Genomic DNA, 25,902 nt, shown 5'->3' with positions numbered 1-25,902 from the left:
AAAAGTTATCTAAACCAGCATTCATCTCACCACGCTTTCGTTACATAAAACATTTGTAACTGCCGTTTCACTTACGTTACATAAAACATTTGTAGCTGACGCTTTGCTTTCGCTACAGAAAATAATTGCTGGAAGAAGTTAAATAGAAAGAGGTATTTTATGTTTCCCCCATTAAAAAAAGGCGATACCATTGGCATTTATTCGCCTTCTAAACCTGCTACAACTATTGCAAAGGTTCGCTATGAACGAGGCAAGGAACGTCTACAAGCACTCGGCTTTACGATAAAAGAAGGCTCTTTAACTGGAAAAGGAGATTTTTACCGCTCCGGTACACCGAAAGAACGAGCAGAAGAGCTTAATGCCCTACTTCGTGATCCCCACATCAAAATGATCTTACCAACAATGGGAGGTACTAATGCCAAAAGTATGCTGCCATATTTAGACTACGAAGCATTTAAGCAAAATCCCAAAATACTTATCGGTTTATCCGACGTTACTGCTATACTTCTCGCCATGACTGGTGTTCCTGTCTTTTATGGACCTTCTGTTGCTTCTACATTTGGTGAATCCCCACCTTTTGTCCAGTATACCGAGCTATATTTTAAAGATTTGTTTTTACATTCATTATCGATTCCCTATAACATGCCAATTCCACCTATATGGACAGATGATCGACTAAACTGGTTAGAAAAAACGACTGAAAAAACTCAGCATCACAACTCTTGGGTTACAGTTCAACCTGGCATTGCTGAAGGTCGTTTTATAGGTGGCAATATAAATACGTTGAACGGCTTCATTAGAACATCTTACTTCCCTCACATTCATGAGGGAGATATTTTACTTCTTGAAGACACATCTAAAACTATAGCTGTCGTTGAGAAAAACTTTGCCATGCTAAAACTACACGGCATTTTCGACAAAGCTTCAGCAATTATTTTAGGTAAACATGAACAATATGATGATTTAGGGACCGGAAGAAAGCCATATGATGTATTGCTAGAGCAGCTAGATGGACGAACTATGCCTATCATCGCGGATGTTGATTGCTGCCACACTCATCCCCTGCACGCCATGCCCATCGGCTTACGTGTACGCGTCAATGCAACTAGCAAAGAGATTCCCTTTCTAGAAACCTGGTTTTCCTAACATTCGTATAACCTAGGAACTTCAAGTATAATGAGGGGAAATAGCTGGAAGAGCTTGCCTATAAGTCACCTTGAACTTGTACTCTCTCTTACACTACTCGTTGACGGTAAGCGATACTAAGGCAGAGGACAAAACACCAGAACAAACAGTCTTGTTGAACATCAAACAAATGAAAGAGCCGAACTTGCATGAAATACACTTTACAATCGTCCTGCTTGGGCGCTTTTCATTTTGAGTAAGGAGGGCTTTTATGAGTGAAATACATAGAACAACAACAGATGAAGAATTGACGGAAGAAGAATTGATCGAGCTTGTCCTCGCTGAACAGCAAAAGGCGTTAGCTCAAGAACAAGAAGAACAGCGGCAAGATAAAAAGCCTAAAAAACAAAAACCGATTGTTAAATGGATTGTCTGGAGTATGGCATTTGTGTTATTTTTGAATACATTTGCACTTATCTTTCAAATTTACTCCATTCCCGCTCTTGAATTTTTGAAGGTGTCTGCTCGGCTATCAGCGCAAGAAGATATTAAAACCTATAAAAAAGCTGTTGTAGAGATCTCTACAGGTTCTAGTAAAGGTACTGGTTTTGTGATTTCTTCAGATGGACTTATCGTAACCAATGCACACGTTGTAGAAGGTGCTCAATCATTACTCGTTGTTTTCCCTGAGGAAGGTTTAATGGGTGCCAAGTTAGTGGAAAGTTACCCAGACGTAGATTTAGCATTATTGCAAGTAACCGGTGATGATCTACCTTCCCTTTCACTTGCTAAAAATCCGAGCTATAGCAAAAATGAGCATGTGTATTTCATTGGTAATCCACTAGCCTTTACGGGCATTGCAAATGAAGGAACTTTACTGGAGTCAACATCCCTTGAAGATTGGAAGGAACCTGTTATGATGATGGATGCCCCTGTTTATCGAGGTAATAGTGGGAGCCCTGTCATAAATGCTGATGGTGAGGTTATCGGAATTGTCTTTGCAACGGCGAAAAAAGATCCATATGGCCGTGTCGGTTTATTTATACCCGTTCAGGTGTTACAGCGTATATTAAATAAATAATACCTACGGCTACAATACAGTTGAAAACATAGTTGTTTAATTCTTCAGAAGTAAAGCCTTCTAGTCCTTTTTTTAAAAAATGACCTTCATTACATTAAGAAGGTCATTTTTTTGATTAATTTTAATTTCCTGTTTGAGAGATTTCACTAATAATATGACTAAGAGCTTCGTTTATCGATGTAGCAGGGCGACCGAGTAATTTCTCTAAATCGTTACTTTCAATTTCTAAACCACCATCTCGAATAGCTTTTTGTATGTTTACTAGCATAGGAAGATGTGCTTCTGGTACTCCTGCGCCTTTCATAATGTCGGCATAAGTAGCATCATCGACTTGTTGTATATGAACTTCTCTCGCTAATGCATCTCCAAGAGCAGCTACTAATTCCTCTTGCGTCATTAGCTTTCCAGAAAGCTCATAAATTGTATTCTCGTGTCCTTGCCCAATCAATACATTTGTTGCCGCCTCCGCTAAATCTTGTCGAAGTACCCAGCCAACTTTTCCTTTTCCTGCTGATGTAATCCAAGGTGCCCCTACCATCGCGCCCTGGATGCTACCAATTTCATTTTCAAAATACCAATTGTTTCGTAAAAATGAGTAAGGAATACCTGTTTTCAAAATAGCTTCTTCTCTGGCTCTATGAGATGAAGCGAGGAAAAATTTGCTTTCACTTGCATTTGTTACACTAGTATAAGCAATAAATTTCACTTGAGCACGTTCAGCAGCGGCTACGGCATTCGTATGCTGTCTCATTATTGTTTCGTAATCCCCAAACGTAGATATAATTAAAACTCGATCAATTCCTGAAAAGGCAACATCTAATGTTTCTGGTTGATCAAAATTTCCGTGTCGAATTTCTACTCCGAGAGCTCGAAATCTTTCTGCTTTCTCCGGATTTCGAACGCTAACGGCCAACTCACTTGCCGGTATAGCTTTTAATAATGCTTCTACAACCTTTGACCCTAATTTTCCCGTTGCACCTGTAACTAATATTTTCATATTTTTTACCTCCAATTAAATTTTCATTTTGAAAAATGAAATCTAGTTATATACTATATCCACAGTCACAATAATAAAAGTAGGCATTTTTTTATGACATAGTCGCAAAAAAGATACCTTATAAGAGAGGAATCATACAATCAATGGCTCGATTTAATTTTCAAGGAGAACCACCTAGCGAAGAACAAGAAGAAGTATGCTCTTTGACACTTACTCAAAATGTTATCGCTGGAAGATGGGGAATTGTTATTTTATGGTATATAAGTCGACGAACAAGAAGATTTAACGAACTTCAAAGGTTGTTACCAGGCATTTCAAAAGGAATATTGACAAGACAACTGAGAGAGTTGGAAGAGGACGGAATGGTTCATAGAGAAGTGTATAAACAAGTTCCTCCTAAAGTGGAATACTCGCTAACAACACAAGGGAAAAGCTTTATACCCGTATTGAACACTATGGGAGAATGGGGTAAAAAATTTATGGAGAAAAAACAAAAGGAACAAAATTAATCTATACTAAATTATTGAAAAAGGGCTTGTCTGAAGAATTCTAAAATAATTGTAATTGAAAAATCAACTTCGCTTTTCGTGTGCAAGGCACGAATCACGTCGCTGTGCTCCTGACACTGCGTCTTACGCTTTGTCTCAAAACACAGTTTCGCCAACGCTCCCTGTTGGATATTTCGTGCTCTTGCTTCTCGCAGGGCACACGATCTTGGTCTTTTTTACTAAAATATATTTCAGCCCCTCCTCTTTTCTCTCAATTGTGCCCCTTATTCAATTAAATGGACCGAAAACAACAATGACTTGGAACGATTTTTAAGTTTACATAATAAAATTATACGTAAAATCGTTTGTCCTTCATCGCCTAAATCTATTTGAATGCAAAAAAAGACATCCTATATCAATAGGATGCCTTAAGTTTAACGAAAGTATTTTTAATTACTGAGAATTAAAGTTTAGTTACGTTAGCAGCTTGTGGTCCGCGGTTGCCATCTACAACTTCGAATTCCACTTTTTGACCTTCGTCAAGAGTTTTGAAACCTTCGCCACCGATAGCTGAGAAGTGTACGAATACGTCGTTTTCGCCTTCTACTTCGATGAATCCAAAACCTTTTTCTGAGTTAAACCATTTTACTGTACCTTGTTTCATTTAAGAAAACCTCCAAAAAAATAAAAGTGAACAATATGTAATTTCTTCAGCGTATGAAAAAATTCACATATTACAAAGAGTACCGAACTAACGCGATCACTTTTTGTAATATGTGAATTCATGTTTCCGGTGAAGCAATTAAATTGTTAACTTAAGTATAACCATCATTCATAATTTTGTCAAATAAAGAAAAATGTTTTTTTTAAAATGTCAAAATTTTATTTCTATGACTCAGATTTCAAAGCGATAATACCGTGATAAATTTGTACATCATCATCACAGGCTTCGCAAAAAACACTTTCATCGTCTGACCAGAAGGCCCAAAATCCCCCTTCTTTCGTTACCTCATTGTCATATGTTAATCGGAAGTGCTGCAGTTTTCTTTGCAACGCTGACTCAAATTGCTCCTCCGTTTCAAAGGTTTCATTTGTTTGAATAAAAGCCTCCCAGCCTTCAAACTTCCACCAAGGCTCATAATCAGCTTTCATGTAAATGATTGTATACATATTTGCCACATTCCCTGCTGTAATAAGATATTTTCATTTTAGCAAACACATTTGAAATGTCTATTAAAACACTCTGTAATATGCTATTATTACCTTATTATTCATTATTTTTGGGAGGTATTTTTTTTATGTTTTCAAGTATTCGACCTAAGGCCGAACTCGACGAACTATTAAAGCGTGGTACAAATTTAAATGCAACAGGACGTTTTCATAAAACACTTGCATTTAACCATTTCAATTCTCAAGATGAAGAGAATTTAAAAACTCTCTTCTATAAATTAAAAGATATCACGCCTTCAATGAACGCTATTTTTAATAGCTATTTAAGTGAGATCTCTCTCTCCTCTCAGCTAACGATTAGTGAAGACTATATTAATCGATACTTAACTCAGTTTTTCTTAGCTACTCGTGATGATGAATATGTGGATGAAACCGTTAAATTTTTCAATTTATTCAGAAAGAATCAATATGAGCCTGGTAAGTTAATCGTCATCTTTAATCAATTCGCATTTTATATTACAACATACATATTACATAATTTTGGTTTAAAACCTAATAAGGCTTTTGAATATATGAAATCTTTCCAATCTGCAGTCAATGTTGATCAGGAATTACTCGTTGAAGTATTAACTGAACGTACGATTGAAAATGTAGTCGCTGAAATTTCCTCTTTAATGGATGTCAACGCAAAAATCATGTATATGAAAGATCTAGTATTTAGCTTAGATAAGCAAAATGAAGAAATCCAATCCTCTACCGCAGCAACTGAAGAAATTGCCGCTTCTATTAATGAAGTTGCTCGAATGTCTTCCCGTATTTCAGAAAAAACAACTGAATCTGTTGATCACGCTGTACAAGGAAAAAATGCCATTGAGCACGCCCTTTCCGAAATCTTTAAAACTGAAGAGACATTTTCAACGATTGTTGAGTCCTTTTCAGAATTACAAAAGCGCGTAAATGATATCGAAAATGTTGTAACGTTAATAAACCAAATTGCCGATCAGACGAATTTACTTGCTTTGAACGCTTCTATTGAGGCTGCACGAGCAGGTGAACATGGTAAAGGTTTCGCCGTAGTTGCACAGGAAGTTCGAAAGCTTGCTGAGGGCACAGTATCAGCGCTTAGTGAAGTATCTACAAATGTACATCATTTAAAGAGCTATTCAAATGATGTGTCAGTCTCAATTACGGAAACGACAGAGATTATAAAAGATGCAACAGTGGAAGCTAAAGAGTCTTTACCATTATTAAATGCAATTGTTAGTGCCATTGAAGGTATTAATCTGGATGTTACAAATACAGCGGCGATATCAGAGGAGCAGGCAGCTGCTATTGATGAAGTATCAGCAAGAATGATTGAAATTTCTAGTCTTCAAGATGATATTCGCGATTATAGCCATAACACATCTAGAGATATTCACGCATTAGGGAAAGAAATTAATCGATTCCGAAATGACATTATTGCGAATAATAATGTTCAGTTATCGTCTATAGCACTTTTACAATTATCAAAAGCCGACCATATTTTATGGAAATGGCGCATTTATAATATGTTCCTCGGTCTTGAAAGCGTCCAACCAAGTGATGTTTCTTCGCATACGGATTGTCGTCTCGGTAAATGGTATACATCTGCTCGCACAGTAGAACGTTTCGGACACTTGCAGGAGTATCGTGAATTAGACGCCTATCATTTACGTGTTCATGAATCGGCGAAGTTAGCAGCTGAGACTTATAAGGTTGGGAATATTCAACAGGCTGAAGTTCATTTACAAGAAGTAGATCAAGCTTCTAAGCAGGTTCTCTATTATATCAATAATTTAATTGCCTATTTAGAAAAAGAACGTGTTATGCACTAAGCACTAGGAGGTGTAAGCTTGAATAAGCGAGCGCTAATTAAATTTTTCGGAGATGTTTATGGGACTGGCTACCGTTTTTTCATTAAACAAAAAGCGATTGAGCTAGGATTAAAAGGTTACTGTAAACTTAATGGTCAGGAACAAATTGAGGTTGAAGTAGAAGGATCAAAAAAAGCTATAGATGAATTCTTAGTATTTGTGCAAAAGGGTGTTAGCCCTCAAGCAGATTCCAATTCATTTGCATTAGAGCTTTTTGATGATTTAAAAGGTTATGCACGCATGGAGTCAGACATTGTTTAGTCTGGCTCCTCCTTTTTTGTAGTGTCATTATAGCTATGTATTTCAAGGTCTTTTGTTATTATGGATAATGAATGAATACGTTTTTTATAAAATGACGTTGCTGGGTGCAAGTTAATATTTTATTAATGAGGATTGGGAATAATACCCCAGTCCTTTTTTTTTCCTTCCAGAAAAAACACCTACCGTAACAAGTGCAAATAATTTTAGATGCTATATTATTGCTCTCTTTCTAATATTTCTTTTAGTTCTTCTTCTCTTCTAGCTATTAGCCGTGGAACACTAGTTTTTAATAAGAAACCAAGCATATTTTTTAATGCTTCATCTGAAGGGTGATTCCTCTTACTTTCTTTTTACCTAAATCATATAACCAATTTGGATGTTTTGATCAATAATATATCTTTGGATAACGGAAAGAATGCACGATCAAGCGTAATGCATCTTGAAATAATTGAACAGATATAACAGTGACGCATTTGTATGGTAGGTGGTGGATGTCGATAAAAATTAAAAGTTGGGTGATAAAACGTGAAAGTTTGTTGATAAAATTTAAAAGTTGGGCGATAAAACGTGAAAGTTTGTCGATAAAATTTAAAAGTTGGAGTGAATGCATACGCCATTCCACTGTTCTCAGGCCAAATTTTTTTGTCTTAATGTATTAGAAATCGTCATCTTCTAATCGCTTTAGTTATTCTTTTGTTAAGAAATATTCTTTCGTATTAACCTCCTTATTATATTTCTTATGATTATTCATATGTTTCCTTGATTGCTCATAAAATAGAAAAAATTTGAATAAAAAAGAGAAACTGCAAAAACGGATTATATGGATAATAATAGACAAAATGGAGTGATTTAAATGAGATTTTTACAAAAACTAAGTGTGATCGGACTGTCAATATGTATAATGAGTATCGTTTTTTCATCTGCCAGCATGGCAACAAAAATCGTTACAGAAGAGCACCTGGATGCAGTAAATAATAAAAACAATAAAGAAGTTCATTCTTACAAAAACGACTCCGCTAAAATATTAGCACAAGAAACAAAAACGGTGCTAATTAAAGCAGAAAGAGAAGATAAATCATTATTAGAGAAAAAAACAAAAGAATTTGAAGAAAAAATGAAAATGGAACAAATAGCCTTTATTGAAGAGGGATTGAAAAAAGCAATAACGCTGCAAGATGTAGAAAAAGTAAAAAGTGAAGCAGCTAACTTATTAAAAAAAGAAAAAGAATTGTTTAAAGAAGAAAGTAAAAACTATGAAAAAAAAGTGATTGATACGGAAAAAGTGAACTTAGCGATGATTTCAAGTTCATATAAAACGATTAAAGATGACTTTTTCACCTTTAACAAACACGGATTCTATTACTATGATGTAAATAAAAATGAATTTGTTCCAAATAATAAAGTAAATTCAACAGAAGAGGTAAAAGAATTTGAAAAAAAACACCAAGAAGATACCATTGTAAAAGATAATCCAATCAACACCTTAATTCTGTTCGTTCTCATTGGATCGTTATGTGTAATTCCTCTTTTCATAAGCAATAGACAAACGAGGCTGGAACATAACTAATTAGCTCTTTGCGAAAGCCGAATTACTTTCAAATTAATTAAGCACTATATTTAGAAAACCCGAACAATGGCAAAACACCGTATGAGTGTCTTGCAAATTTGTTCGGGTTTTACTTTAGCTAAAATACTTTTGTCCCTGCCTCTTTCTTTTTACCTTTCTTCGTTTTATTGGACGATTTTTTGCTCAATACATTTTCCAATCTGGGAAATGAACACGTCATATAAATGATCGTATTCATGTTGAATCACTCTTGCATCTATGTTTTATTTAGTTGCTACCGCATTTAAAAGTAATTGTTTGTTGTGATCAGACATTATACGCCATTCTTTAACCGTTACTTTCATTTACCTCCACTTCCTTTCAATAAATGCTTCTAAACACTGTATGCAATTGTTGGCGAATGTAAGACACTTCTGCATTGATTAATAGCCTGTATTATTTCGTAATGTGCCATATTTATAAAAAAATTAGACCACCCATCATGAAGTGCTCATATTAAATATTATTAAACCAAAGCACCCAGTTAGCTAAATAAAGAAAGTTTTCCCTTTATTTATATTCTTCAATAAATTGCTTTGATTCTTCCAAGAACGGATAATGGTTACTTCTCTCAAAATAACTAATTTTGAGTTTGGTATTTTATCATTCATTTCAATAGAATATATTACTGGACACTGTACAATCATTTCGACCACATATTATTAAAGTAGGCGTTACTATAAATTCCAACTTTGCTCTCTATGCGTTTTGTCCTTCATAATTCTTAGTTCAATAAGCAAAGTTAATTCGATACATTCATTTGACTTTGCAGGCAAAATTAAAAGCCACACCTTGTTAGATGCGACTTAGGATATTATTCGTTTGGATCAACACACCGATTCAAAGTTAAATTTAACACCTAACATACTTACGCTTGAAACCGATTCTCCCTCTATCCATTTCTTTTTTAATACTTTCGTAAGCATTTAAAAAACTTGATTTTTTCTTGTCCCTTTTGAGTTCTACTATACCTGTTTCCTTTGCGGTCTCGATAGCCTTTTCATGTAGTGGCAAATACGAAATCCCCACTGTGGATAGAAAATTATTCATAGCAGATTTTGTTCTTTCTGGCGAATCATGAATAGAATTTTTCACAATATCAAGCATATTGGAAATCTTGCTTTCGGAAAATTCATTGTCTTTGCGACTCCCTAAAAGCCAGCAGTAGCAACTCCAACCCGCTGACATTCTCAGCTCGTCACCGCTTGCAATCCAGTTATCAGCAACATCTTGGGCAATACCTGATTCTGATAATGTTACTGCCACTACATAGTCAGATAGCATATAAAAATACGCTTCATCCATCCAACGATCAAAATCCGACTCAGTCATAGCTTTTGGGTCTGCAATAATGCCTGCAAAATACATTGCATCATAGTTACCCGTAGCATAAAGCTCTTCAGCTAAACGTTGATTTTTTTTTATTTTCTTTGCAATAGGTTTCATAGCACCTGTAGCAACACCAAAAAGAGGCTCATGTGCTCCATTGGATATATACATTTTTTTAGTTCGTTCCTTACCGAGGGATTCAAGCTCCTGCATAACTGTTTCAAAATCCAAAGTGTTGTACTTCCTTTCTTATTTTAATTAGTACCAACTTGTTTCTATTCTTTATCAAGTCTTCCATACTTCTCAAGTATACATAGTAGCCTTTTTAAATTCAGAAATTACTTTTTGAATCTGCTCATTAATATTTTCCATACTTAATCCTCCCTGATAACAAATCACAGATTCAATGTCGAGGTCTAGGTATTTCTTCAAAGAGTGATGAGCTTCTTTTATATCCAGTGCTGTCGGTTCATGAATTCCCTCAATTATTCCGTTTACACTGTACATCGAATCTCCAGCAATCAGAGTTTTACTTTGTTTCAAATACAAGCTGATATGGCCAGGAGTATGCCCTGGAGTATGGATAATCCGAATCCTACCACAATATGGTAATTCTTGACCATCTTTCAAGATATCATCCACCTTGCCCTTTGGTAGATTCTTTAGTTGCCCATCTTTCAACAGAGTTAAATCCCCTTGAATATAAGGCTTATCCAAATCGTGAGCATATACTTTAATAGTATTCCCAAAATTCTGTAATATTTCAGGAAGACTTCCTATATGATCTCTATCTTGATGTGTCAAAATGATAACTTTTAGTTTGTCGAACGACACTCCTACCTTTTCCATTGCCTCGTGTATATCTTCCATTTGTCCAGGGAACCCAGTATCTATTATAACAGCCATTTCTTGATCCCATAAAAGAGTTGGATGAATAATATGGCCATGAAATTCAAGATGGAGCATTTCTACCCCCTTCGATATTTCCATAACTTTGGTCTCCTTCATACTAAATTTTTTAATTTATTAAAGTTGGGTTAGGTTACACACGAAGTTGAAAAAATAAAGCTAATTTTGCACATATACTTCCATTATCACAAAAACCTACAAATTCATTGAATAATATTAACTTCTACTACATGCCCGAGAGTTCCTGCCAATATGGCCTAATTACTGAACAAAAATATATCCCTCTTAAAGAGAATAGTATAAGCAACATGCCATATTCAGCAAATAATAAATGCTTAGTAATTGCTATTTATCTACTTACAATGTATTCGGAAAGCAACCTCGCCCATTGTCTTTTTTATCCATGCGGGTATTTGCCTTGCTTTCACGAGTATTCACTTTGCTTCGCGGGTATTTGCCTTGCTTTCGCGAGTATTCGCTTTGCTTCCGCGGGTATTGCTTTGTTTCGCGGGTATTTGCCTTGCTTCCGCGGGTATTTGCTTCGCTTCCGCGGGTATTCGTCCTCCTTCCGCGGGTATTGCTTTGCTTCGCGGGTATTTCCTCTGTTTCCCCGGGTATTCTTCCTGCTTCCGCGGGTATTTCCTCTCCTTCCACAGGTATTCGCTTTAAGCACCTTACCTTAGTCTTAATACTATATGTTTATGATTAGATCATTTTCTAAGACAACCTATGATAGATATCTCAACCCCTATCGAAAACTATACATATTATAAATTACAGAAGGGAGGGAATTATTATGTCTCAATATTGTGGTAATCGTGGTACTGGCTACGGTTCTGCATTTGCGCTACTTGTTGTTCTATTCATTCTTCTAATTATTATCGGTGCTGCTTTCCTGTTTAATTCGTATTAACATTTCTAACATAAATCATAGATATTTAATCCATAACATTGCAATTAATACTTCAAACCTCTAATGCATTTTTCAAAATAATACATCTTTATTTCTTTTCTATGGGTTACTACCCTTCGGTGACCCTTTTAATGATTCAATTACATGCATAATAAAAAGCCACTACTCGTCGTGTAACGGGTTCTGTTTTGACGTGCAAAATAAGAGGTGAATTATATTGGGAAATGAAATTGATTGGGGTAACTTCATTAAAAATTTGCAAGCAATTCGTGAGCTTTACAACAAGATATAGATAAAGAAATAGCTAAAGGTCAATTAACTGGTCCTCAGTTAATTTTGAGCCTGATGCACTATTGGATTGCAACGGTTTAACCGTGAAAGAATTGAGCATTATGTGCCATTACTTGCAAAAATATAGGCATCGAACAAGGAAGAGCAATTAGTTATTTCTGAAGGGATCTCCAAATTGCGTGACCTAATTGAAAAAAACAAATGAGTTAATCATAAGATACCTTTATTGAAAGGAAAAAGAATTATGTTTTTCATAGCATATTTACCTATTTTTCTGTACCTATTATTAGAATTTTATAGAAGTTCACCTGTTAAAGAAGAAAAACAAAATCGTGGTTCTAGTTTTTTTATCGGTGTAGTTTTAGCCTTGATGTTAACCATTCCAGAGATTACGTATTTCTTTACAATAAATACGATTAATTCATTGCTGTTTTTTGGTGTTATTGTCGGGCTAATTGGAGTATGGATAAGATTTTATTCAATGAAAATATTAGGGAGATTTTACAGTAGGAATGTCGGAATGCAGGGGGAACATAAGTTAATTCAAAACGGTCTATATAAATATATTCGCCATCCTGGTTATTTAGGGTCTTTTTTGACCTTTTTAGGATTTGCTATATCTTTATCTTCGTTCATTGCCATTATCATAAATATCATTTTATTTTTCCTTGCGTATTCGTATCGTATAAAAATTGAAGAGAGAATTCTTGTTACACTGTTTGGTGAACAATATAAACAATATCAGTCCAAGACTTGGCGAATTATTCCGTTTCTATACTAGAGATTATAGGAGAAAATTCATCTACAAGTTCTTTTTCTGTGTATTCGGTGTATTCTGCATAATATCTGATTATATTCTGTGTTTTCTACGAATTTTCCAATCCACAATTTTCGCGTTTCTGTTTTTCAGTTTAATAAATTTCACTTATTTTCACTCCTGTTATAGACACTTAAATAGATATTCAATCATTAGTCCTTTTAGAGATGGAAATATAACACAAACCCTTATTTAGCACATCAAAACAGAACTCGTTACTCATCGTGAGTTAATTATGGATTTTAGAATATCTCCCCTCATGGGATTAGACAGTCCAATGCTCATTCCTGTTAGAAGCATTTGTTACTAGTATAACAAGTATAAGTCGTTGTATAGTCTGGCTTCTTTACTTTTGAAGGCTAATAATATTTAGGTGTATCAAGCTTTATAGGTATTCCTAAAATAAGAAAACACTTTGAACTTCTGATTTACGTTTTAACGCACACTCTTGAATCTATCTCCCTCAGAATATGTAACATTCGAACGTGTGAACCATAATAAAAACCCATACTAAATTGAATGTGACTTTAAACTTTATATCAATATTTTATTCAGTCATTAATGTCTTATGGTTTTATTATTATTACAGATTAGATTAGTTTTAAATTCAATACTCGTTGAAAGCATCTGCAACATACTTAATTCGTTCGTCAACTTTTCTAATTCAATCAATCCTTCACTTTGTAAATTACTAACTTCCAACTCAAGTTGGTTTAATGATTTTTGAATTAATTCTATATTTTCCTTGTACTTCTCTAAAATAAATTTAGTTTCCAATATCTCAACCTTCTTGTTTGTGTTTTTTAGCATATGGCAGACTCCCTTTCTTCTATAAAGTCATCATTATGGCGCAATCTTTGTTATATGAGATATTGAAAAAAACTTTGGACATAACATATTAAGAATTGGATTTAATTAACATTAGATTTGATTAACACTATTATAATGTTGTTTAACTTATTTAACAATATTTATCTCATTCAAATGAAGATCAATTATGCCTCGGCATAATTGCGTCCGGAATCGGCTTAGGCCTGCACGGTGCAGGTCAGTTAGCCGTTATCGCATGGATGCGATGATTTTAGGCTAACATCCTCTGTGAACCCCTTTCCGATTCCGTGACATCCGCCAGAGGCTTTGGGCCAACAGATGTTTTTTGTGCGAAAGCGTAGCATCAGCAAAAGGGTTTCATTCTGTGCGAAAGCGCAGTGCAACGAAGCGACAGCAACAGCATGATGTTGGTCACTCAGTCGTGTGTTGTTGTTGTTGTTGTTGCACAGATAAATTGCCACAGGACGTGGCGGAAACGGATCATCATTTTTATATAAAACCGTTAAAGAGAACAGCATATATTTGTGCAATTGCAATTTAAAAATACTGACAATTAAATCACCACATCAGGAGAAAATTATCCATATAAAATCTGCACCACAATTGTCTAACAATAAGGTGCAGTTCGGATGATTGTCAGTTATCTTTTGTTGCATTTAAAATTTTCAATTGCTATTTAATGAATCTGCTTCAAACTTTTTATAGGCTTCTTCCATGCCCATAATCACATCTTTAATTTTCATATGCCCTTCCGTATATACGGCATGATCTCGTATTTCTTCCCACATATAATGGTACTTTTTGATATTTCTTGTTTCACAAATGATAATATCGGTAAATTCCTTTTAGAGCCAATAGGAAAAGCCCGCACGCAAGTCTGGACTTATTATTCGAAAGTAAAATACCTTCTATATCCCCTTACAGAAATAATAGCGTAACAAGGTGTTCGAAGCTTAACTGTCGAAAAAATAGCTATCGGAAAATATTAGGAAGAACTTATTATGGCGAATGAAAAAATTTTTGATCGTTGGGATAATCATTATGTTGCTTGCACCATTTTGTATAGAACACATCAAAAAGCAACTATATGAAAAAAGAATCGAAAACTATTTGATTGAAGATTTGTCTTATCCGAAGAAAGCTATCCAATCTATTGAATGTAAATGGCATTTTGCAGGTCTTCCAAGTTATTGGGTAAACGTTATTTTTTCAGATGAACCAAATGTCATCTATCTTTATTTAGCTCATGATAAAGACCATTTAGGGCAATTTGAGTACCATACAATAGATGGGACAACTCTTTCAACAGAACAATTAAAGCATTTTAAGCCTTGTATAAACTTAAAGCAGGCATGATTCTCTACTCGAAATGTAAGCGTATTTTGAGAATAAAATCTCGAATACGCTTATTTATTTTATTATATAACGCCGTTGGTGAGGAATTAACAACAGATAAAAAAACAATACTAATAGTTGACCTATTATAAGAAAAAATAAAAAAATCGTGTAAAGCACTGCAAATAATCGCGAATCACATTCATTTTGAATACGATATAAAGAAAATGATTGGTCCTGATAGACTAATACCACTCAACTGGGTTAGATCAAACAGCAATGTCGGACAGTTAGTTCTACTTCTATTTCGTCTTTCCCCTTTTCTTCCTAATAAAGCAAAGGATTTTCTTGTTCTAATGTAATATCATTGAGAAACTTTACAAATAGCAGTAAAATTTATGTAAGGTTTATTTTTTCGTTGAAACTTTATGTCGATTATTTCGTATAAGAAGATAGACATATTTAAATGCTAGGAGGAAGAAACATGCTCAGTGTCGGACAGTTTTTCTCTAGACATACCGCTAGCTTCTTAATTTCTCTCACAACTGTTTCTATCGCAGCATTTGCGGCAAATCCAGGATACTTACTTGGTAGTTTATTGTTTGCTGGAACATATGCGTCCAGTACGACGTTGTTGAAACATAGACAGAAAAAGAAATTCATGCAAATAGCTGGTATAACAAAAGAAGAGTACAAACATATTGAAACACAACTTACAGCAGCCAATAAAAACATTCAAACATTAAGTCAAAACTACTTACGTGTACGCTCTGTTTCTGCATTTAAACAATTACTCGAGATGACACGTATTTCAAAAAATATCGTGAAAATAGTTAAAACAGATCCACGAAAATTTTATAATGTTGAACAGTTTTTTTATGCACATCTCCCATCCGCTGTTGAATTAACGGATAAATATACGATGTTATCAAGGCAGCCTGTGAAGGATAAGGAAATCCAAATTACATTATCAAAAACAAGAGAAACACTTACCGATTTGAATGATACGATTCAAATTGATTTAAAGGATGCGCTTTCCAACGACATCGACCATCTTCAAATGGAAATCGAATTTGCGAATCGTTCAAATATACGACGAAAAGAACAATTGGAGTGGCGAGGCGATGACAAGTGACGGCAAATGATCACGCATTTCAACTAAATACAATACAAGGTATTTCCCCACTTGTGCAATCTTATTTAGAGACTACAAATAATGAGGCGATGGCGACGTATGAAACGCTATCGCCTCTTGCACAAAGTCGTGCACTTCTATTTGCTAGTCAGCTTGACCTGACAAACTTCGAATCAGTCCTGTCTTTAGGGCAAGATTCACAGCGATCACTTTCTCAATTTGCCGATCGAATGCTTGCACAAGTAAAACAGAAAGATGTCACAAAAATCGGCCAAATGCTAGACTCATTAATGCATACGTTAGACCGAGTAGACCCTAACGCATTAGAACCAAAAAAACAGTCCTTTTTTAAAAAAATGTTTGGTAAAATTGAGCCTACTGTTAAGCAAACATTAACGGAGTTTGAACGTATTAGTATCCAAGTAGAACGAATTGGTGTTCAGCTTGAACGTGCACAACTTCAAATGATTAAAGATGTAGAAATGCTAGAAGGACTGTATGCACATAATAGAGGATACTTTGAAGAGTTAGCGACTGCTATTGCAGCAGGACAAATGAAGAAGCATCAAGCCATTGAAGTGGAACTTCCTGAAAAGGTGACTAGTGTACAGGCCGCGAAACAGCCTCTAGCTATCCAACAGCTTAATGACTTTGCCGCTCAAATCGAACGTCTAGATCAACGTATTTATGACTTACAAGTTTCTCAGCAGGTTGCCTTACAAACTGCACCACAAATACGCATGATCCAACAGTCCAATCAAACACTAGCGGAAAAAATAGAATTTTCAATCGTTACCCTTATACCACTTTGGAAAAATCAGTTAGCTATGATGTTATCTATGCATATGGATCATCGCTACGCGCAGCTAGAAGAAAGATTATCTCGTACACATGATCGTTTTACGAGCCCTTCTTTTGAACAGCAAGTATCAAAATTCAAAGAAACACAGCATGAGCTGAAATCAGCTATCCAAGATGTCTTTGACCTTCATACGGCTTCCGAGCAGGAAAAAGAGCATCTACAGGATGTTACTGAAATAAAGGCCTTCAAGAGGGAATGATTTCGTTTTTCCAACAAACAAGGGTGGCTCAGAAATCATCTGAACCACCCTTTTATTTTCATTCAAACCTATTGAATGAAAATAAAGCCTTCGGTGGATGCCCAGGAATGAACTGTGCGTGCACAATTCACAATCCGGACGCAATGACACCAAGGCGAAATTGATTTACTTATTCGAAATAATCTTTATAGTAGCCACCAATATTACCAGTGTTATCGATAATAAAAATGAATTCTTCTGTTTCATTTTTTACATCATATTGATTCCCTACTGTTAATACGTTTGAAACTAAATATTTTGATGCATTTGTATGCTTACAAGTAACTGTACGTACAGTTGCAGCATCTTTCCATTTTAAATGTAACATAATCTCTCTACCTCTCTTTACTAGCACGAAGCTAATGTCTACAACTTATTTTATAATATTTTTGTACTCTTGTGGAGAAAAAAACCATAGAAGACGATATTTTCTCCGTAACTATCCATTTTTTTAACTATATCAATTTCGTCTTGGCGTAATTGATGCTGTCGCTTTGCTTTCGCACAGATAAACAATGCGTCAGGAGGCATGATCTTCATTCAGTAGATGCACTGTAGGTCTCATCCCATTACATGCAGAGTTGGGAGTCCCCTAATAAATGAAGATAACTAATAAAAATTTTACTTAGAGGTGTTAACATGAGTTTTGGTAGTGTACCGCAATGGTTTTTTATACTAGCCGTTGCATTTGCAATTTGCTTTATTATATACGCAGAATGGAATTCTAGAAAATAAGTGAGCCCATTAATTTGGACTCACTTTTTTTGTTATTGTAACCGAACTTTATTTTAATGTCCGTTTTAAAAACTCTTTTGTCCGTTCATGCTGAGGGTTTACTAAAACCTGTGCTGGAGGGCCTTCCTCTACAATAACACCTTTATCCATAAAGACAACGCGATCTGCTACTTCTTTGGCAAATTCCATTTCATGTGTAACGATTAACATCGTATTTCCGGAATCTGCTAGCTGACGCATTACCTTTAAAACTTCCCCCACCATTTCTGGGTCAAGGGCTGACGTCGGTTCATCAAACAGCATTACTTCTGGGCTCATTGACAATGCTCGTGCAATCGCTACACGTTGTTTTTGACCGCCAGATAGCTGTCGTGGCTTGGCATTGACGTATTGATCCATACCAACAATTTGTAAATATTTTAGCGCTATTTCATCGGCTTCTGCCTTCGAACGCTTTAATACTTTCATTTGACCAACTGTGCAATTTTTCAGCACATTATGATTGTTGAATAGGTTAAATTGCTGGAATACCATGCCTAAATGTGTACGGTATTCCTGGATATTATGTTTTTCATCTAAAATATCTTCACCTTTGTAAATAATTTGACCGCCACTTGGTGTTTCCAGTAAATTAATGCAGCGTAGTAATGTTGATTTACCAGATCCTGAAGAACCGATTAAGCAGACAACTTCGCCCTTTTCTACTTGGAAATTTACATCCTTTAACACTTCGTTACGCCCAAATGATTTACTTAAATGCTCTATTTTAATAACTGTCATTTATGAGCCCCCCTATACTGCTTCTTTCTGTGCTTTTTGGTAGGCATCTTGTCCATCCAGCCGTTTTTCTACATACAGTAAAATTCTTGATGCTGTGAATGTCATGATGAAATAAAGGACACATGCTACGAAGAAGGATTCGAAATAGCGGAAGTTATTACCTGCAATCGACTTTGTTTGGAAGAATAATTCCGTAACCCCAATAACGTTTAAAACTGCTGTATCTTTAATGTTCATAATTAATTGGTTACCTGTTGCAGGCAATATATTTCGGGCAACTTGTGGTAATACAACATGTAGCATGATTTGAACATGATTCATACCAATTGCCGATGCAGCCTCGTACTGTCCTTGATCAATTGAAACAATACCGCCACGCACGATTTCTGCCATATAAGCGCCTGTATTTAGTGAAACAACTAAAATACCTGCCGTAATAAAGTGCATATCAATACCAAATGCTATATCTAAGCCGTAAAATACAACCATTGCTTGTACAATCATTGGTGTACCACGGAAGAATTCGACATAGCATGTTAGTATAAAATTAATGAGTTTTAAGCTATAAAATTTTACACCCTTTTTACGAACTTTAATGGTATGCATAATTCCGATGAAAAATCCGATAAGTGCACCAATAATTGTACTACTAATAGAAATAAGTAGTGTATAATACGCACCTCGTAAAAACATTTGCCAGTTGTTCTCAATTATAGAAATAATCCATTCAAGACTCATGATGTACCTCCTAACAACGTCATGTTGCTTTTTCTTTACAATCGTCTTAGCTATCTACCATTTTCATTGGGCCCCTGTTTCTTTTATCATATGAAACAATTAGCTAAGACATTATTATTATTTAGAAAGATTCTAATATAGTATAATGATATTGCACGGACTAGCAGCTAGCCCGCGCAATCATATTATTGTGCTGCTGGTTGTTGGTGAATGGCTTCCTCCATAATTTTTTGGCGATCATCTTCAGAAATACCTTTTAAGATTTCATTAATCTTTTCAAGATTTGCATCACCTTTACGTAAACCAACTGCGATCGATGTATTTGAAATATCTGTATCGAAGCCTTCTTCAAATTTTACATATGTGAATTTATCGTTTGCAGCAGCAGCGGAAATACCTTCTGGACGTTCTGCTACGTAGCCATCAATTTTTCCAGCTTCTAATGCTACTCGCATTGCTGGGAAGCTATCCATTGCTGTTTGTTTTTTTACATCTTTGATTTGATCAATAACAGTGTAGTTAGATGTATTTAACTGTGATGTGATTTTTGCACCAGAGAAATCTTGGATAGATGTTGCTTTTTCATATTTACTACCTTTTTTAATAACCATTACAAAATCAGACGTATAGTAGTTTTCTGTGAAGTCGATCGTTTGCTTACGTTCTTCAGTAGGTGACATACCTGCAATGATAGCATCGATTTTATTTGATTGTAGAGCTGGTACTAAGCCATCCCATTCCAATTTTACGATAACCAATTCTTTTCCTAAGCCTTCAGCTATTTTTTTCGCCATTTGTACATCATAACCGCCTGCATATTCTGCATTATCGGCAATTTTTACTGCGCCATTTGCATCACCTTGCTGCGTCCAGTTAAACGGAGCATAACTTGCTTCCATCCCAATACGGAATTCGCCGCCAGCTTCCTCGTTACTCGTATTGCCCCCGTCATTACTAGATGACGATGGCTCCTTCTTGTCACTAGTACCACATGCAGCTAGCAAAATTGCAGTCACTACGGTCAACATTACTACTAACCATTTTCTTTTCATGTAAAACTCCCCCTTTTTCTGTAAAAAAATAAGACAACTGTACTAAAAAAGCCTAAGCTCTGAACTTAGGTCTTACTTTTCAACAGTTGCCCAAATCCTCACTATAATTCCATCATTCCGAGATAGCACAACCTAGTAAACCTGGAAAAAATCTACTAGGACAGTCCTGCACTTATTCACTGCAGACCCAGCATAAAAGTACGAGCTCCTTTTACACTTCGGCGATAGATCCTTCTTCATTGCGTCTTCGCTTGCTTTTACTCAACAATGAACTAATAAATACCGCGCCTCTACCTCACAATAGAAAAAACGTGAGGTTTGAATATTTAATTGATTATTAAGATACTACTATAAAACTAACTTATTCGTCAAGATAATTTTATTATTTTTCTGACTAATTACAATATTAGGGTTTTTTATCCTTTTTAAAGAAAATCCGCAAATAATTAATACTTAACTTACTTTCTATTAATTCAAAAGAAATTGTTGATCAGTAAAAATAATAGTCTTTGCACTATATGCATCTTTATGAAACTTTCGCAAACGTTGGGATAACCTATCCGTTGATTTGATTCGTTTCCTTTCCGTCGCTTTGATTGCCTTATCCGTCGCTTCAAGTCCTATCTGTCACTTTGGCTCTTTTATCCGTCACTTCGGCTCTTCTTCCGTCGCTTCGTTTCCTATCCGTCTCTTTGGCTCTTTTATCCGTCGTTTCAGCCCTTCTTTCCATCGCCTCGAATGCTTTATCCGTCGCTTCGTTTTCTTTCCGTCTCTTTGGCACTTTTATCCGTCGCTTCAGCCCTTCTTTCCGTCGCTTCGAGTCCTATCCGTCTCTTTGGCTCTTTTATCCGTCGTTTCAGCTTCTCTTTCCGTCGCTTCGAGTCCTATCCGCCACTTTGGCTCTTTTATCCGTCGTTTCGCCTCCTCTATCCGTCGCTTCAGCCCTTCTTTCCGTCGCTTCGAGTCCTATCCGTCTCTTTGGCTCTTTTATCCGTCATTTCAGCTTCTCTTTCCGTCACTTCGGCTCTTCTTTACGTCGCTTCGTTTCCATTGTTCAGATTACTTTAACCTTTACTTTCTCAAATGTTCCATAAAAAAACCTTGCGAAAAAATGTTTCGCAAGGTTTTAACAAACTCAGGTATTAAGAATTTAATAATAAATCTTCTGGGTTTTCAAGTAGTTCTTTAATAGTTTTAAGGAAGCCTACAGAATCTTTACCATCGATAATACGGTGGTCATAAGAAAGAGCTAAGTACATCATTGGGCGAATTTCTACTTCACCATTCACTTCAACTGGACGTTTTTTGATAGTATGCATACCAAGGATACCAGCTTGTGTACCATTCATGATAGGTGTAGACATTAATGAACCGAATACCCCACCATTTGTAATTGTGAATGAGCCACCTTGAAGATCAGCTAAACCTAATTTTTTGTCGCGTGCTTTTTTAGCTAGGTCTGCAATTGAATCTTCAATTTCAGCAAAGTTTTTGCGGTCAGCGTCACGTACAACTGGTACTACTAAACCTTCTTCTGTTGATACAGCTACACCGATATCAAAGAAGTTGTTTAAGTGAATTTCATCACCAGCGATTTGTGCGTTCACGTATGGGTATTTTTTAAGTGCTGCAACTACAGCTTTTGTGAAGAATGACATGAAACCAAGTTTTGAGCCAGTTGACTCGAAGAATTGGTCTTTTTTACGAGAACGTAAAGCCATAACGTTTGTCATATCTACTTCGTTGAATGTTGTTAACATTGCTGTAGATTGTTTTACTTCAAGTAAGCGTTTTGCAATTGTTTGGCGACGACGGCTCATTTTTTCAACAGTCACACGTGATTCATCTACTGCTGCAACTGCTTTAGGTGCTGCTGGAGATGCTTGTGGTGCCGCTACTGGAGCTGTACCATGAGCTGCTACGTCTTGTACACGTACACGGCCTTGTGGATCTACTGGAGATACAGCAGCAAGGTCAATACCTTTTTCACGAGCAAGTTTACGAGCTGCTGGAGATGCGATTACACGCTCACCAGAAGTTTCTTCTACTACTGGAGCTGCTGCAACAGGAGCAGGTGCCGCTTGTGGCGCTGGAGATGCTGCCTCAACTGGTGCTGCTGGAGCAGGTGCTGCACCTTCGCCAGCTTCAACAACTGCGATAACTTGACCTACAAGTACAGTATCGCCTTCTTCAGCTAAAATTTGAGTTAATACTCCCGCTTCTTCAGAAATGATTTCAGCGTTTACTTTATCTGTTTCAAGTTCAACGATGAATTCACCTTTTTCAATGCGATCGCCCACTTTTTTTACCCACTGTGCGATACTACCTTCTGTAATCGATTCTGCTAATTCAGGGACTTTAATTTCAGCCACTTTCATTTCCTCCTTTAATTAACGTGCATTGGTGCACATAAAAGGGCTACTGCCTAAGCAAGTAGCCCGGCTCTCAAAAATTTAATATGTGATTATTTAACCTTTACAGGCTCAGCAACTGCTTCTTCTACAAGTGCGGCTTGAGCTGCTTTATGAGAATCTGCATCACCTTCAGAAGTCGAGCTCATTGCAGGACGGCCTACATAACGTAGCTTTTTACCTTCTGAAAGGTCGTGTAATGTTTCTAATGCATAATTCCAAGAACCTTGGTTTTTAGGTTCTTCTTGTACCCAAACGATTTCTTTAACATTAGGATACTTTGCAATAATACCAGCAACTTGCTCTTTTGGGAATGGGTAAAGTTGTTCTACACGAGCAATGTGTAGGTGATCGAAGCCTTCACCGTCTTTAATACGGTCTGCAATGTCGATCATGACTTTACCTGAACCTAAAACAATGCGTTCTACAGCTTCTGGTTTTGAACCTAGGCCTGGTTGCTCCATTACTTCTTGGAATGAACCATTTGCTAATTGATCAGCATTCGCTGCAGCTAATGGGTGACGAAGTAAGTACTTAGGTGATACAACCACAAGTGGGCGAACGCCTTCTGTACCTAACAATGCTGCTTGACGACGTAATAAGTGGTAGTAGTTACCTGCGTTTGAGCAGTTTGCTACGAACCAGTTATTTTCAGCTGACATTTGTAAGTAACGTTCCATACGGCTTGAAGAGTGTTCTGGACCTTGACCTTCATAACCATGTGGTAAAAGAATGACTAAACCAGATTTTTGACCCCATTTAGCACGTGCACCTGAAATAAAGTTATCGAACATAACTTGTGCCATGTTAGCAAAGTCACCAAATTGAGCTTCCCAAACTGATAATACATGGCCATTTTCTAAATTGTAACCATATTCAAAGCCCACTACCCCAGCTTCTGTAAGTGGAGAGTTGTGTACTGAAAATGATGCATTTGCACCTGAAATATGGTGAAGTGGCGTGAATAAATTACCATTGTTTTTGTCGTGTAACACTAAGTGACGTTGAGAGAACGTACCACGTTGTGCATCTTGACCTGTAAAACGTACTGGTGTGCCATCTTGAATAATTGTTGCATAAGCTAAAGTTTCTGCATGACCCCAGTCGATTTTTGCAGAAGCAAATGCATCACGGCGTTTTTCTAAAATTTTGCCAAGTTTTTTCTGTGGTTCAAAGTTTTCTTCAAACACTAAAAGCTCTTCATTAATTTTTCCTAGACGTTCCGCACCAACTGCTGTATCAATTTGTGGGAATTCTACTTTTAATTCTTCTGGCATTTCTAAATGTTTATGTTCATCTTTATCTGCCATTTCTTTTACATGATCATATGCCGCTTGCATTTCTGCATAAATAGCTTTATCTAAAGCTGCTACTTCATCAGCAGAAACTACACCCTCAGCTGCTAATTGAGCGCCGTATAAAGCACGAACTGGCTCATGTTTAGAAACTAATTTATATGTTTCAGGGTTTGTTACAGTTGGATCATCCGTTTCATTGTGACCATGACGACGGTAACCGATAAGGTCAACGATGATATCTTTACCGAATTTTTGACGGTAGCTAGCTGCGAAACGACCTACTAAAGTTACAGACTCAGGGCTATCTGCATTTACATGCACAACTGGTACTTCATAACCTTTTGCAGGGTCAGAAGAGTAAACAGATGAACGAGAGTCTTGTAGTTCAGTTGTAAATCCAATCATGTTATTAGCAATGATGTGAACTGTACCACCAGTAGTGAACCCTTCAGTTTTTGCAAAGTTTAATACTTCTGTTACGATTCCTTGACCTGGGAACGCAGCGTCACCATGCACAAGAATACCTAATCCTTTTGTACGGTTATGGACAGCTTGCCCTGGTTTAGAAGTGTCATCTTGTGCTGCACGTGCAGTACCTAAAACAACTGGATTTCCTACTTCTAAGTGAGATGGGTTGTAAGCAAGTTTAACATTCATACCAGATTCACGCATATATGAAGCACCCATGTGATACTTAACATCACCAGTCCAGCCTTTAGTAATTTCAAGGCGACCGTTTTCTGGGGTAAATAATTCATTAGAAACATGTGCAAAGTCAGAGAACATCATATCGTATGGTTTATTTAAAATGTGTGTTAACACATTTAAGCGACCACGGTGGGCCATACCAATACGTACATTTTCAACGCTATTTGTTTCAGCTGTTTTCAAAATTTCATCGAATAGGACGATTTGAGTATCTAAACCTTCACCAGAGAAACGCTTTTGACCTACAAAAGTTTTATGAATAAACTTCTCGAAGTTCTCAACACGAGTTAAACGATCTAATAAAGCTTTTTTCTCATTAGAAGCTAATGATTGTTTAAATGAACCTGTTTCAATTTGTGCTTGAATCCAATCACGTTCTTCTGTTGCTACTACGTGATTATATTCAAATGCTACTTTATCTGTATAAACAGATTTTAAGTAATCGATTGCATCTTTACCATTTTTCACGTTTGCTGGCACATCTTTGAAGAAGACAGCTGCAGGAATTTCAGCTAAATCTGCAGCGCTTAAGTTGAACGCGCTTTCTTCAATTTGAGCTGTTTGTAGTTCACGGTTTTTCAAAGGGTAAATATCTGCCGCTAAATGACCGTTTGTACGGATTGCATCTGCTAATTTCACAGCTGCTACCACTTTCTTGTAATCGCCAGCAGGAGCTGCTGCATTACTAGCTACAGCTACTTCACCTTCTACTACTACTGGTGCACCAAATTGTTGGAATAATAATACTAACTCCGGTTCTACTTCTTCAGGAGACTGTAAGAATAAGTCGTATTGCTCCATCACATATCCTAGGTTAGGACCAGAGAAAGCTGACCATGGAGAACTTACAGTTGTAACGTTGTTCGACATGAAAAATGACCTCCAAATTTTGCCTTT

25 protein-coding genes and 1 riboswitch are annotated in these 25,902 nt (G+C 36.3%); of the genes, 11 read left to right on the top strand and 14 right to left on the bottom strand.

The annotated features are described in order from the left end of the window. Positions 1 to 159 precede the first annotated feature (159 nt). Together ACFXN8_RS06785 and ACFXN8_RS06780 are read left to right on the top strand one after the other, a co-directional pair. The gene (locus ACFXN8_RS06785; protein WP_386843857.1) at positions 160 to 1,146 is read left to right on the top strand and encodes a S66 family peptidase; all 987 of its coding nucleotides are present in this window, start codon (positions 160 to 162) and stop codon (positions 1,144 to 1,146) included. 250 nt (positions 1,147 to 1,396) lie between these two features. Then, positions 1,397 to 2,206: a S1C family serine protease gene (locus tag ACFXN8_RS06780; RefSeq protein WP_386843855.1), complete on the top strand. Its 810-nt coding sequence runs from the start codon at positions 1,397 to 1,399 to the stop codon at positions 2,204 to 2,206. Between the two features lie 121 nt (positions 2,207 to 2,327). Here the strand turns inward: ACFXN8_RS06780 and ACFXN8_RS06775 are convergent, their stop codons facing one another. Beyond that, positions 2,328 to 3,203, bottom strand: a complete 876-nt coding sequence (locus ACFXN8_RS06775; RefSeq protein ID WP_386843853.1) for an SDR family oxidoreductase — start codon at positions 3,201 to 3,203, stop codon at positions 2,328 to 2,330. A gap of 143 nt (positions 3,204 to 3,346) precedes the next feature. Here ACFXN8_RS06775 and ACFXN8_RS06770 point away from each other — a divergent pair, with 143 nt between their 5' ends. Next, positions 3,347 to 3,712 carry a winged helix-turn-helix transcriptional regulator gene (locus tag ACFXN8_RS06770; RefSeq protein ID WP_386843851.1) on the top strand — a complete coding sequence of 122 codons (366 nt, stop codon included), beginning with the start codon at positions 3,347 to 3,349 and terminating at the stop codon, positions 3,710 to 3,712. Positions 3,713 to 4,154: 442 nt separating this feature from the next. Here the strand turns inward: ACFXN8_RS06770 and ACFXN8_RS06765 are convergent, their stop codons facing one another. Continuing rightward, positions 4,155 to 4,355, bottom strand: a complete 201-nt coding sequence (locus ACFXN8_RS06765) for a cold-shock protein (protein ID WP_049665398.1) — start codon at positions 4,353 to 4,355, stop codon at positions 4,155 to 4,157. A gap of 224 nt (positions 4,356 to 4,579) precedes the next feature. Next, positions 4,580 to 4,861, bottom strand: coding sequence for a DUF1033 family protein (locus ACFXN8_RS06760; protein WP_386843849.1), 282 nt, complete (start codon positions 4,859 to 4,861; stop codon positions 4,580 to 4,582). Between the two features lie 128 nt (positions 4,862 to 4,989). Between ACFXN8_RS06760 and ACFXN8_RS06755 the strand changes: the two genes are divergently transcribed. The 3 genes from ACFXN8_RS06755 to ACFXN8_RS06745 all read left to right on the top strand — a co-directional run bounded on the left by ACFXN8_RS06755 (position 4,990) and on the right by ACFXN8_RS06745 (position 8,584). Further along, positions 4,990 to 6,717 (top strand): methyl-accepting chemotaxis protein, encoded by a 1,728-nt coding sequence (locus ACFXN8_RS06755; protein ID WP_386843847.1) that lies wholly within the window; start codon positions 4,990 to 4,992, stop codon positions 6,715 to 6,717. An 18-nt stretch (positions 6,718 to 6,735) separates the two neighbouring features. After that, complete coding sequence (locus ACFXN8_RS06750; protein ID WP_386843845.1) at positions 6,736 to 7,017, top strand: acylphosphatase; 282 nt, start codon at positions 6,736 to 6,738, stop codon at positions 7,015 to 7,017. An 853-nt stretch (positions 7,018 to 7,870) separates the two neighbouring features. Further along, a complete protein-coding gene (locus tag ACFXN8_RS06745; protein ID WP_386843843.1) occupies positions 7,871 to 8,584 on the top strand; it encodes a hypothetical protein in 714 nt (237 codons plus the stop codon). An 891-nt stretch (positions 8,585 to 9,475) separates the two neighbouring features. Here the strand turns inward: ACFXN8_RS06745 and ACFXN8_RS06740 are convergent. The 3 genes from ACFXN8_RS06740 to ACFXN8_RS06730 all read right to left on the bottom strand — a co-directional run bounded on the left by ACFXN8_RS06740 (position 9,476) and on the right by ACFXN8_RS06730 (position 11,515). Next, positions 9,476 to 10,183 carry a DNA alkylation repair protein gene (locus tag ACFXN8_RS06740; protein ID WP_376074436.1) on the bottom strand — a complete coding sequence of 236 codons (708 nt, stop codon included), beginning with the start codon at positions 10,181 to 10,183 and terminating at the stop codon, positions 9,476 to 9,478. Between the two features lie 72 nt (positions 10,184 to 10,255). Continuing rightward, positions 10,256 to 10,942 (bottom strand): MBL fold metallo-hydrolase, encoded by a 687-nt coding sequence (locus ACFXN8_RS06735; protein WP_386843841.1) that lies wholly within the window; start codon positions 10,940 to 10,942, stop codon positions 10,256 to 10,258. 276 nt (positions 10,943 to 11,218) lie between these two features. Next, positions 11,219 to 11,515, bottom strand: a complete 297-nt coding sequence (locus ACFXN8_RS06730) for a hypothetical protein (RefSeq protein WP_386843839.1) — start codon at positions 11,513 to 11,515, stop codon at positions 11,219 to 11,221. A 142-nt stretch (positions 11,516 to 11,657) separates the two neighbouring features. On the opposite strand from ACFXN8_RS06730, the gene ACFXN8_RS06725 reads away from it, so the two are divergent. After that, a complete protein-coding gene (locus ACFXN8_RS06725; protein WP_376074438.1) occupies positions 11,658 to 11,774 on the top strand; it encodes a YjcZ family sporulation protein in 117 nt (38 codons plus the stop codon). A gap of 535 nt (positions 11,775 to 12,309) precedes the next feature. Next, positions 12,310 to 12,846: a methyltransferase family protein gene (locus ACFXN8_RS06720; protein WP_376074439.1), complete on the top strand. Its 537-nt coding sequence runs from the start codon at positions 12,310 to 12,312 to the stop codon at positions 12,844 to 12,846. A 594-nt stretch (positions 12,847 to 13,440) separates the two neighbouring features. On the opposite strand, the gene ACFXN8_RS06715 is transcribed toward ACFXN8_RS06720, so the two are convergent. Together ACFXN8_RS06715 and ACFXN8_RS06710 are read right to left on the bottom strand one after the other, a co-directional pair. Continuing rightward, entirely contained in the window at positions 13,441 to 13,692 is a 252-nt protein-coding gene (locus ACFXN8_RS06715) for a hypothetical protein (RefSeq protein WP_386843836.1), read from the bottom strand. Between the two features lie 686 nt (positions 13,693 to 14,378). Next, a complete protein-coding gene (locus ACFXN8_RS06710) occupies positions 14,379 to 14,501 on the bottom strand; it encodes a hypothetical protein (RefSeq protein WP_386843834.1) in 123 nt (40 codons plus the stop codon). 220 nt (positions 14,502 to 14,721) lie between these two features. Here ACFXN8_RS06710 and ACFXN8_RS06705 point away from each other — a divergent pair, with 220 nt between their 5' ends. The 3 genes from ACFXN8_RS06705 (at position 14,722) to ACFXN8_RS06695 (ending at position 17,244) form a co-directional block, all read left to right on the top strand. Further along, complete coding sequence (locus tag ACFXN8_RS06705; protein WP_386843832.1) at positions 14,722 to 15,069, top strand: DUF3139 domain-containing protein; 348 nt, start codon at positions 14,722 to 14,724, stop codon at positions 15,067 to 15,069. Between the two features lie 463 nt (positions 15,070 to 15,532). Further along, positions 15,533 to 16,183 carry a 5-bromo-4-chloroindolyl phosphate hydrolysis family protein gene (locus ACFXN8_RS06700; RefSeq protein ID WP_376074443.1) on the top strand — a complete coding sequence of 217 codons (651 nt, stop codon included), beginning with the start codon at positions 15,533 to 15,535 and terminating at the stop codon, positions 16,181 to 16,183. After that, positions 16,180 to 17,244 (top strand): toxic anion resistance protein, encoded by a 1,065-nt coding sequence (locus ACFXN8_RS06695; RefSeq protein ID WP_386843830.1) that lies wholly within the window; start codon positions 16,180 to 16,182, stop codon positions 17,242 to 17,244. Before ACFXN8_RS06700 ends, ACFXN8_RS06695 begins: the two co-directional genes overlap by 4 nt. Before the next feature lie 169 nt (positions 17,245 to 17,413). Here ACFXN8_RS06695 and ACFXN8_RS06690 read toward each other — a convergent pair whose 3' ends face one another. The 6 genes from ACFXN8_RS06690 to ACFXN8_RS06665 form a co-directional block, all read right to left on the bottom strand. Continuing rightward, complete coding sequence (locus ACFXN8_RS06690; RefSeq protein ID WP_386843828.1) at positions 17,414 to 17,611, bottom strand: DUF6501 family protein; 198 nt, start codon at positions 17,609 to 17,611, stop codon at positions 17,414 to 17,416. A 455-nt stretch (positions 17,612 to 18,066) separates the two neighbouring features. Then, positions 18,067 to 18,798 carry an amino acid ABC transporter ATP-binding protein gene (locus ACFXN8_RS06685; RefSeq protein WP_376074446.1) on the bottom strand — a complete coding sequence of 244 codons (732 nt, stop codon included), beginning with the start codon at positions 18,796 to 18,798 and terminating at the stop codon, positions 18,067 to 18,069. Between the two features lie 12 nt (positions 18,799 to 18,810). Further along, positions 18,811 to 19,536: an amino acid ABC transporter permease gene (locus tag ACFXN8_RS06680; RefSeq protein WP_386843825.1), complete on the bottom strand. Its 726-nt coding sequence runs from the start codon at positions 19,534 to 19,536 to the stop codon at positions 18,811 to 18,813. Between the two features lie 185 nt (positions 19,537 to 19,721). Continuing rightward, entirely contained in the window at positions 19,722 to 20,588 is an 867-nt protein-coding gene (locus tag ACFXN8_RS06675) for a transporter substrate-binding domain-containing protein (protein ID WP_376074448.1), read from the bottom strand. A gap of 115 nt (positions 20,589 to 20,703) precedes the next feature. Further along, positions 20,704 to 20,889, bottom strand: a riboswitch (Lysine riboswitch). A gap of 841 nt (positions 20,890 to 21,730) precedes the next feature. Next, positions 21,731 to 22,960, bottom strand: coding sequence for a 2-oxoglutarate dehydrogenase complex dihydrolipoyllysine-residue succinyltransferase (odhB, locus tag ACFXN8_RS06670; RefSeq protein WP_386843823.1), 1,230 nt, complete (start codon positions 22,958 to 22,960; stop codon positions 21,731 to 21,733). A 92-nt stretch (positions 22,961 to 23,052) separates the two neighbouring features. After that, positions 23,053 to 25,875: a 2-oxoglutarate dehydrogenase E1 component gene (locus ACFXN8_RS06665; RefSeq protein ID WP_386843821.1), complete on the bottom strand. Its 2,823-nt coding sequence runs from the start codon at positions 25,873 to 25,875 to the stop codon at positions 23,053 to 23,055. Between the last annotated feature and the right edge of the window lie 27 nt (positions 25,876 to 25,902).

The organism is Lysinibacillus sp. NPDC059133, assembly GCF_042755925.1.
GTDB lineage: Bacteria > Bacillota > Bacilli > Bacillales_A > Planococcaceae > Lysinibacillus.
The sequence above is the reverse complement of the archived record's forward strand: the minus strand, read 5'-3'. Positions and strand labels throughout refer to the sequence as shown.

Coding starts and splice junctions, on each gene's coding strand:
- ACFXN8_RS06785 (WP_386843857.1), top strand. CDS start 160: ATGTTTCCCCCATTAAAAAAAGGCGATACCATTGGCATTTATTCGCCT.
- ACFXN8_RS06780 (WP_386843855.1), top strand. CDS start 1,397: ATGAGTGAAATACATAGAACAACAACAGATGAAGAATTGACGGAAGAA.
- ACFXN8_RS06775 (WP_386843853.1), bottom strand. CDS start 3,203: ATGAAAATATTAGTTACAGGTGCAACGGGAAAATTAGGGTCAAAGGTT.
- ACFXN8_RS06770 (WP_386843851.1), top strand. CDS start 3,347: ATGGCTCGATTTAATTTTCAAGGAGAACCACCTAGCGAAGAACAAGAA.
- ACFXN8_RS06765 (WP_049665398.1), bottom strand. CDS start 4,355: ATGAAACAAGGTACAGTAAAATGGTTTAACTCAGAAAAAGGTTTTGGA.
- ACFXN8_RS06760 (WP_386843849.1), bottom strand. CDS start 4,861: ATGTATACAATCATTTACATGAAAGCTGATTATGAGCCTTGGTGGAAG.
- ACFXN8_RS06755 (WP_386843847.1), top strand. CDS start 4,990: ATGTTTTCAAGTATTCGACCTAAGGCCGAACTCGACGAACTATTAAAG.
- ACFXN8_RS06745 (WP_386843843.1), top strand. CDS start 7,871: ATGAGATTTTTACAAAAACTAAGTGTGATCGGACTGTCAATATGTATA.
- ACFXN8_RS06735 (WP_386843841.1), bottom strand. CDS start 10,942: ATGGAAATATCGAAGGGGGTAGAAATGCTCCATCTTGAATTTCATGGC.
- ACFXN8_RS06725 (WP_376074438.1), top strand. CDS start 11,658: ATGTCTCAATATTGTGGTAATCGTGGTACTGGCTACGGTTCTGCATTT.
- ACFXN8_RS06720 (WP_376074439.1), top strand. CDS start 12,310: ATGTTTTTCATAGCATATTTACCTATTTTTCTGTACCTATTATTAGAA.
- ACFXN8_RS06715 (WP_386843836.1), bottom strand. CDS start 13,692: ATGCTAAAAAACACAAACAAGAAGGTTGAGATATTGGAAACTAAATTT.
- ACFXN8_RS06710 (WP_386843834.1), bottom strand. CDS start 14,501: ATGTGGGAAGAAATACGAGATCATGCCGTATATACGGAAGGGCATATG.
- ACFXN8_RS06705 (WP_386843832.1), top strand. CDS start 14,722: ATGAAAAAATTTTTGATCGTTGGGATAATCATTATGTTGCTTGCACCA.
- ACFXN8_RS06700 (WP_376074443.1), top strand. CDS start 15,533: ATGCTCAGTGTCGGACAGTTTTTCTCTAGACATACCGCTAGCTTCTTA.
- ACFXN8_RS06690 (WP_386843828.1), bottom strand. CDS start 17,611: ATGTTACATTTAAAATGGAAAGATGCTGCAACTGTACGTACAGTTACT.
- ACFXN8_RS06685 (WP_376074446.1), bottom strand. CDS start 18,798: ATGACAGTTATTAAAATAGAGCATTTAAGTAAATCATTTGGGCGTAAC.
- ACFXN8_RS06680 (WP_386843825.1), bottom strand. CDS start 19,536: ATGAGTCTTGAATGGATTATTTCTATAATTGAGAACAACTGGCAAATG.
- ACFXN8_RS06675 (WP_376074448.1), bottom strand. CDS start 20,588: ATGAAAAGAAAATGGTTAGTAGTAATGTTGACCGTAGTGACTGCAATT.
- ACFXN8_RS06665 (WP_386843821.1), bottom strand. CDS start 25,875: ATGTCGAACAACGTTACAACTGTAAGTTCTCCATGGTCAGCTTTCTCT.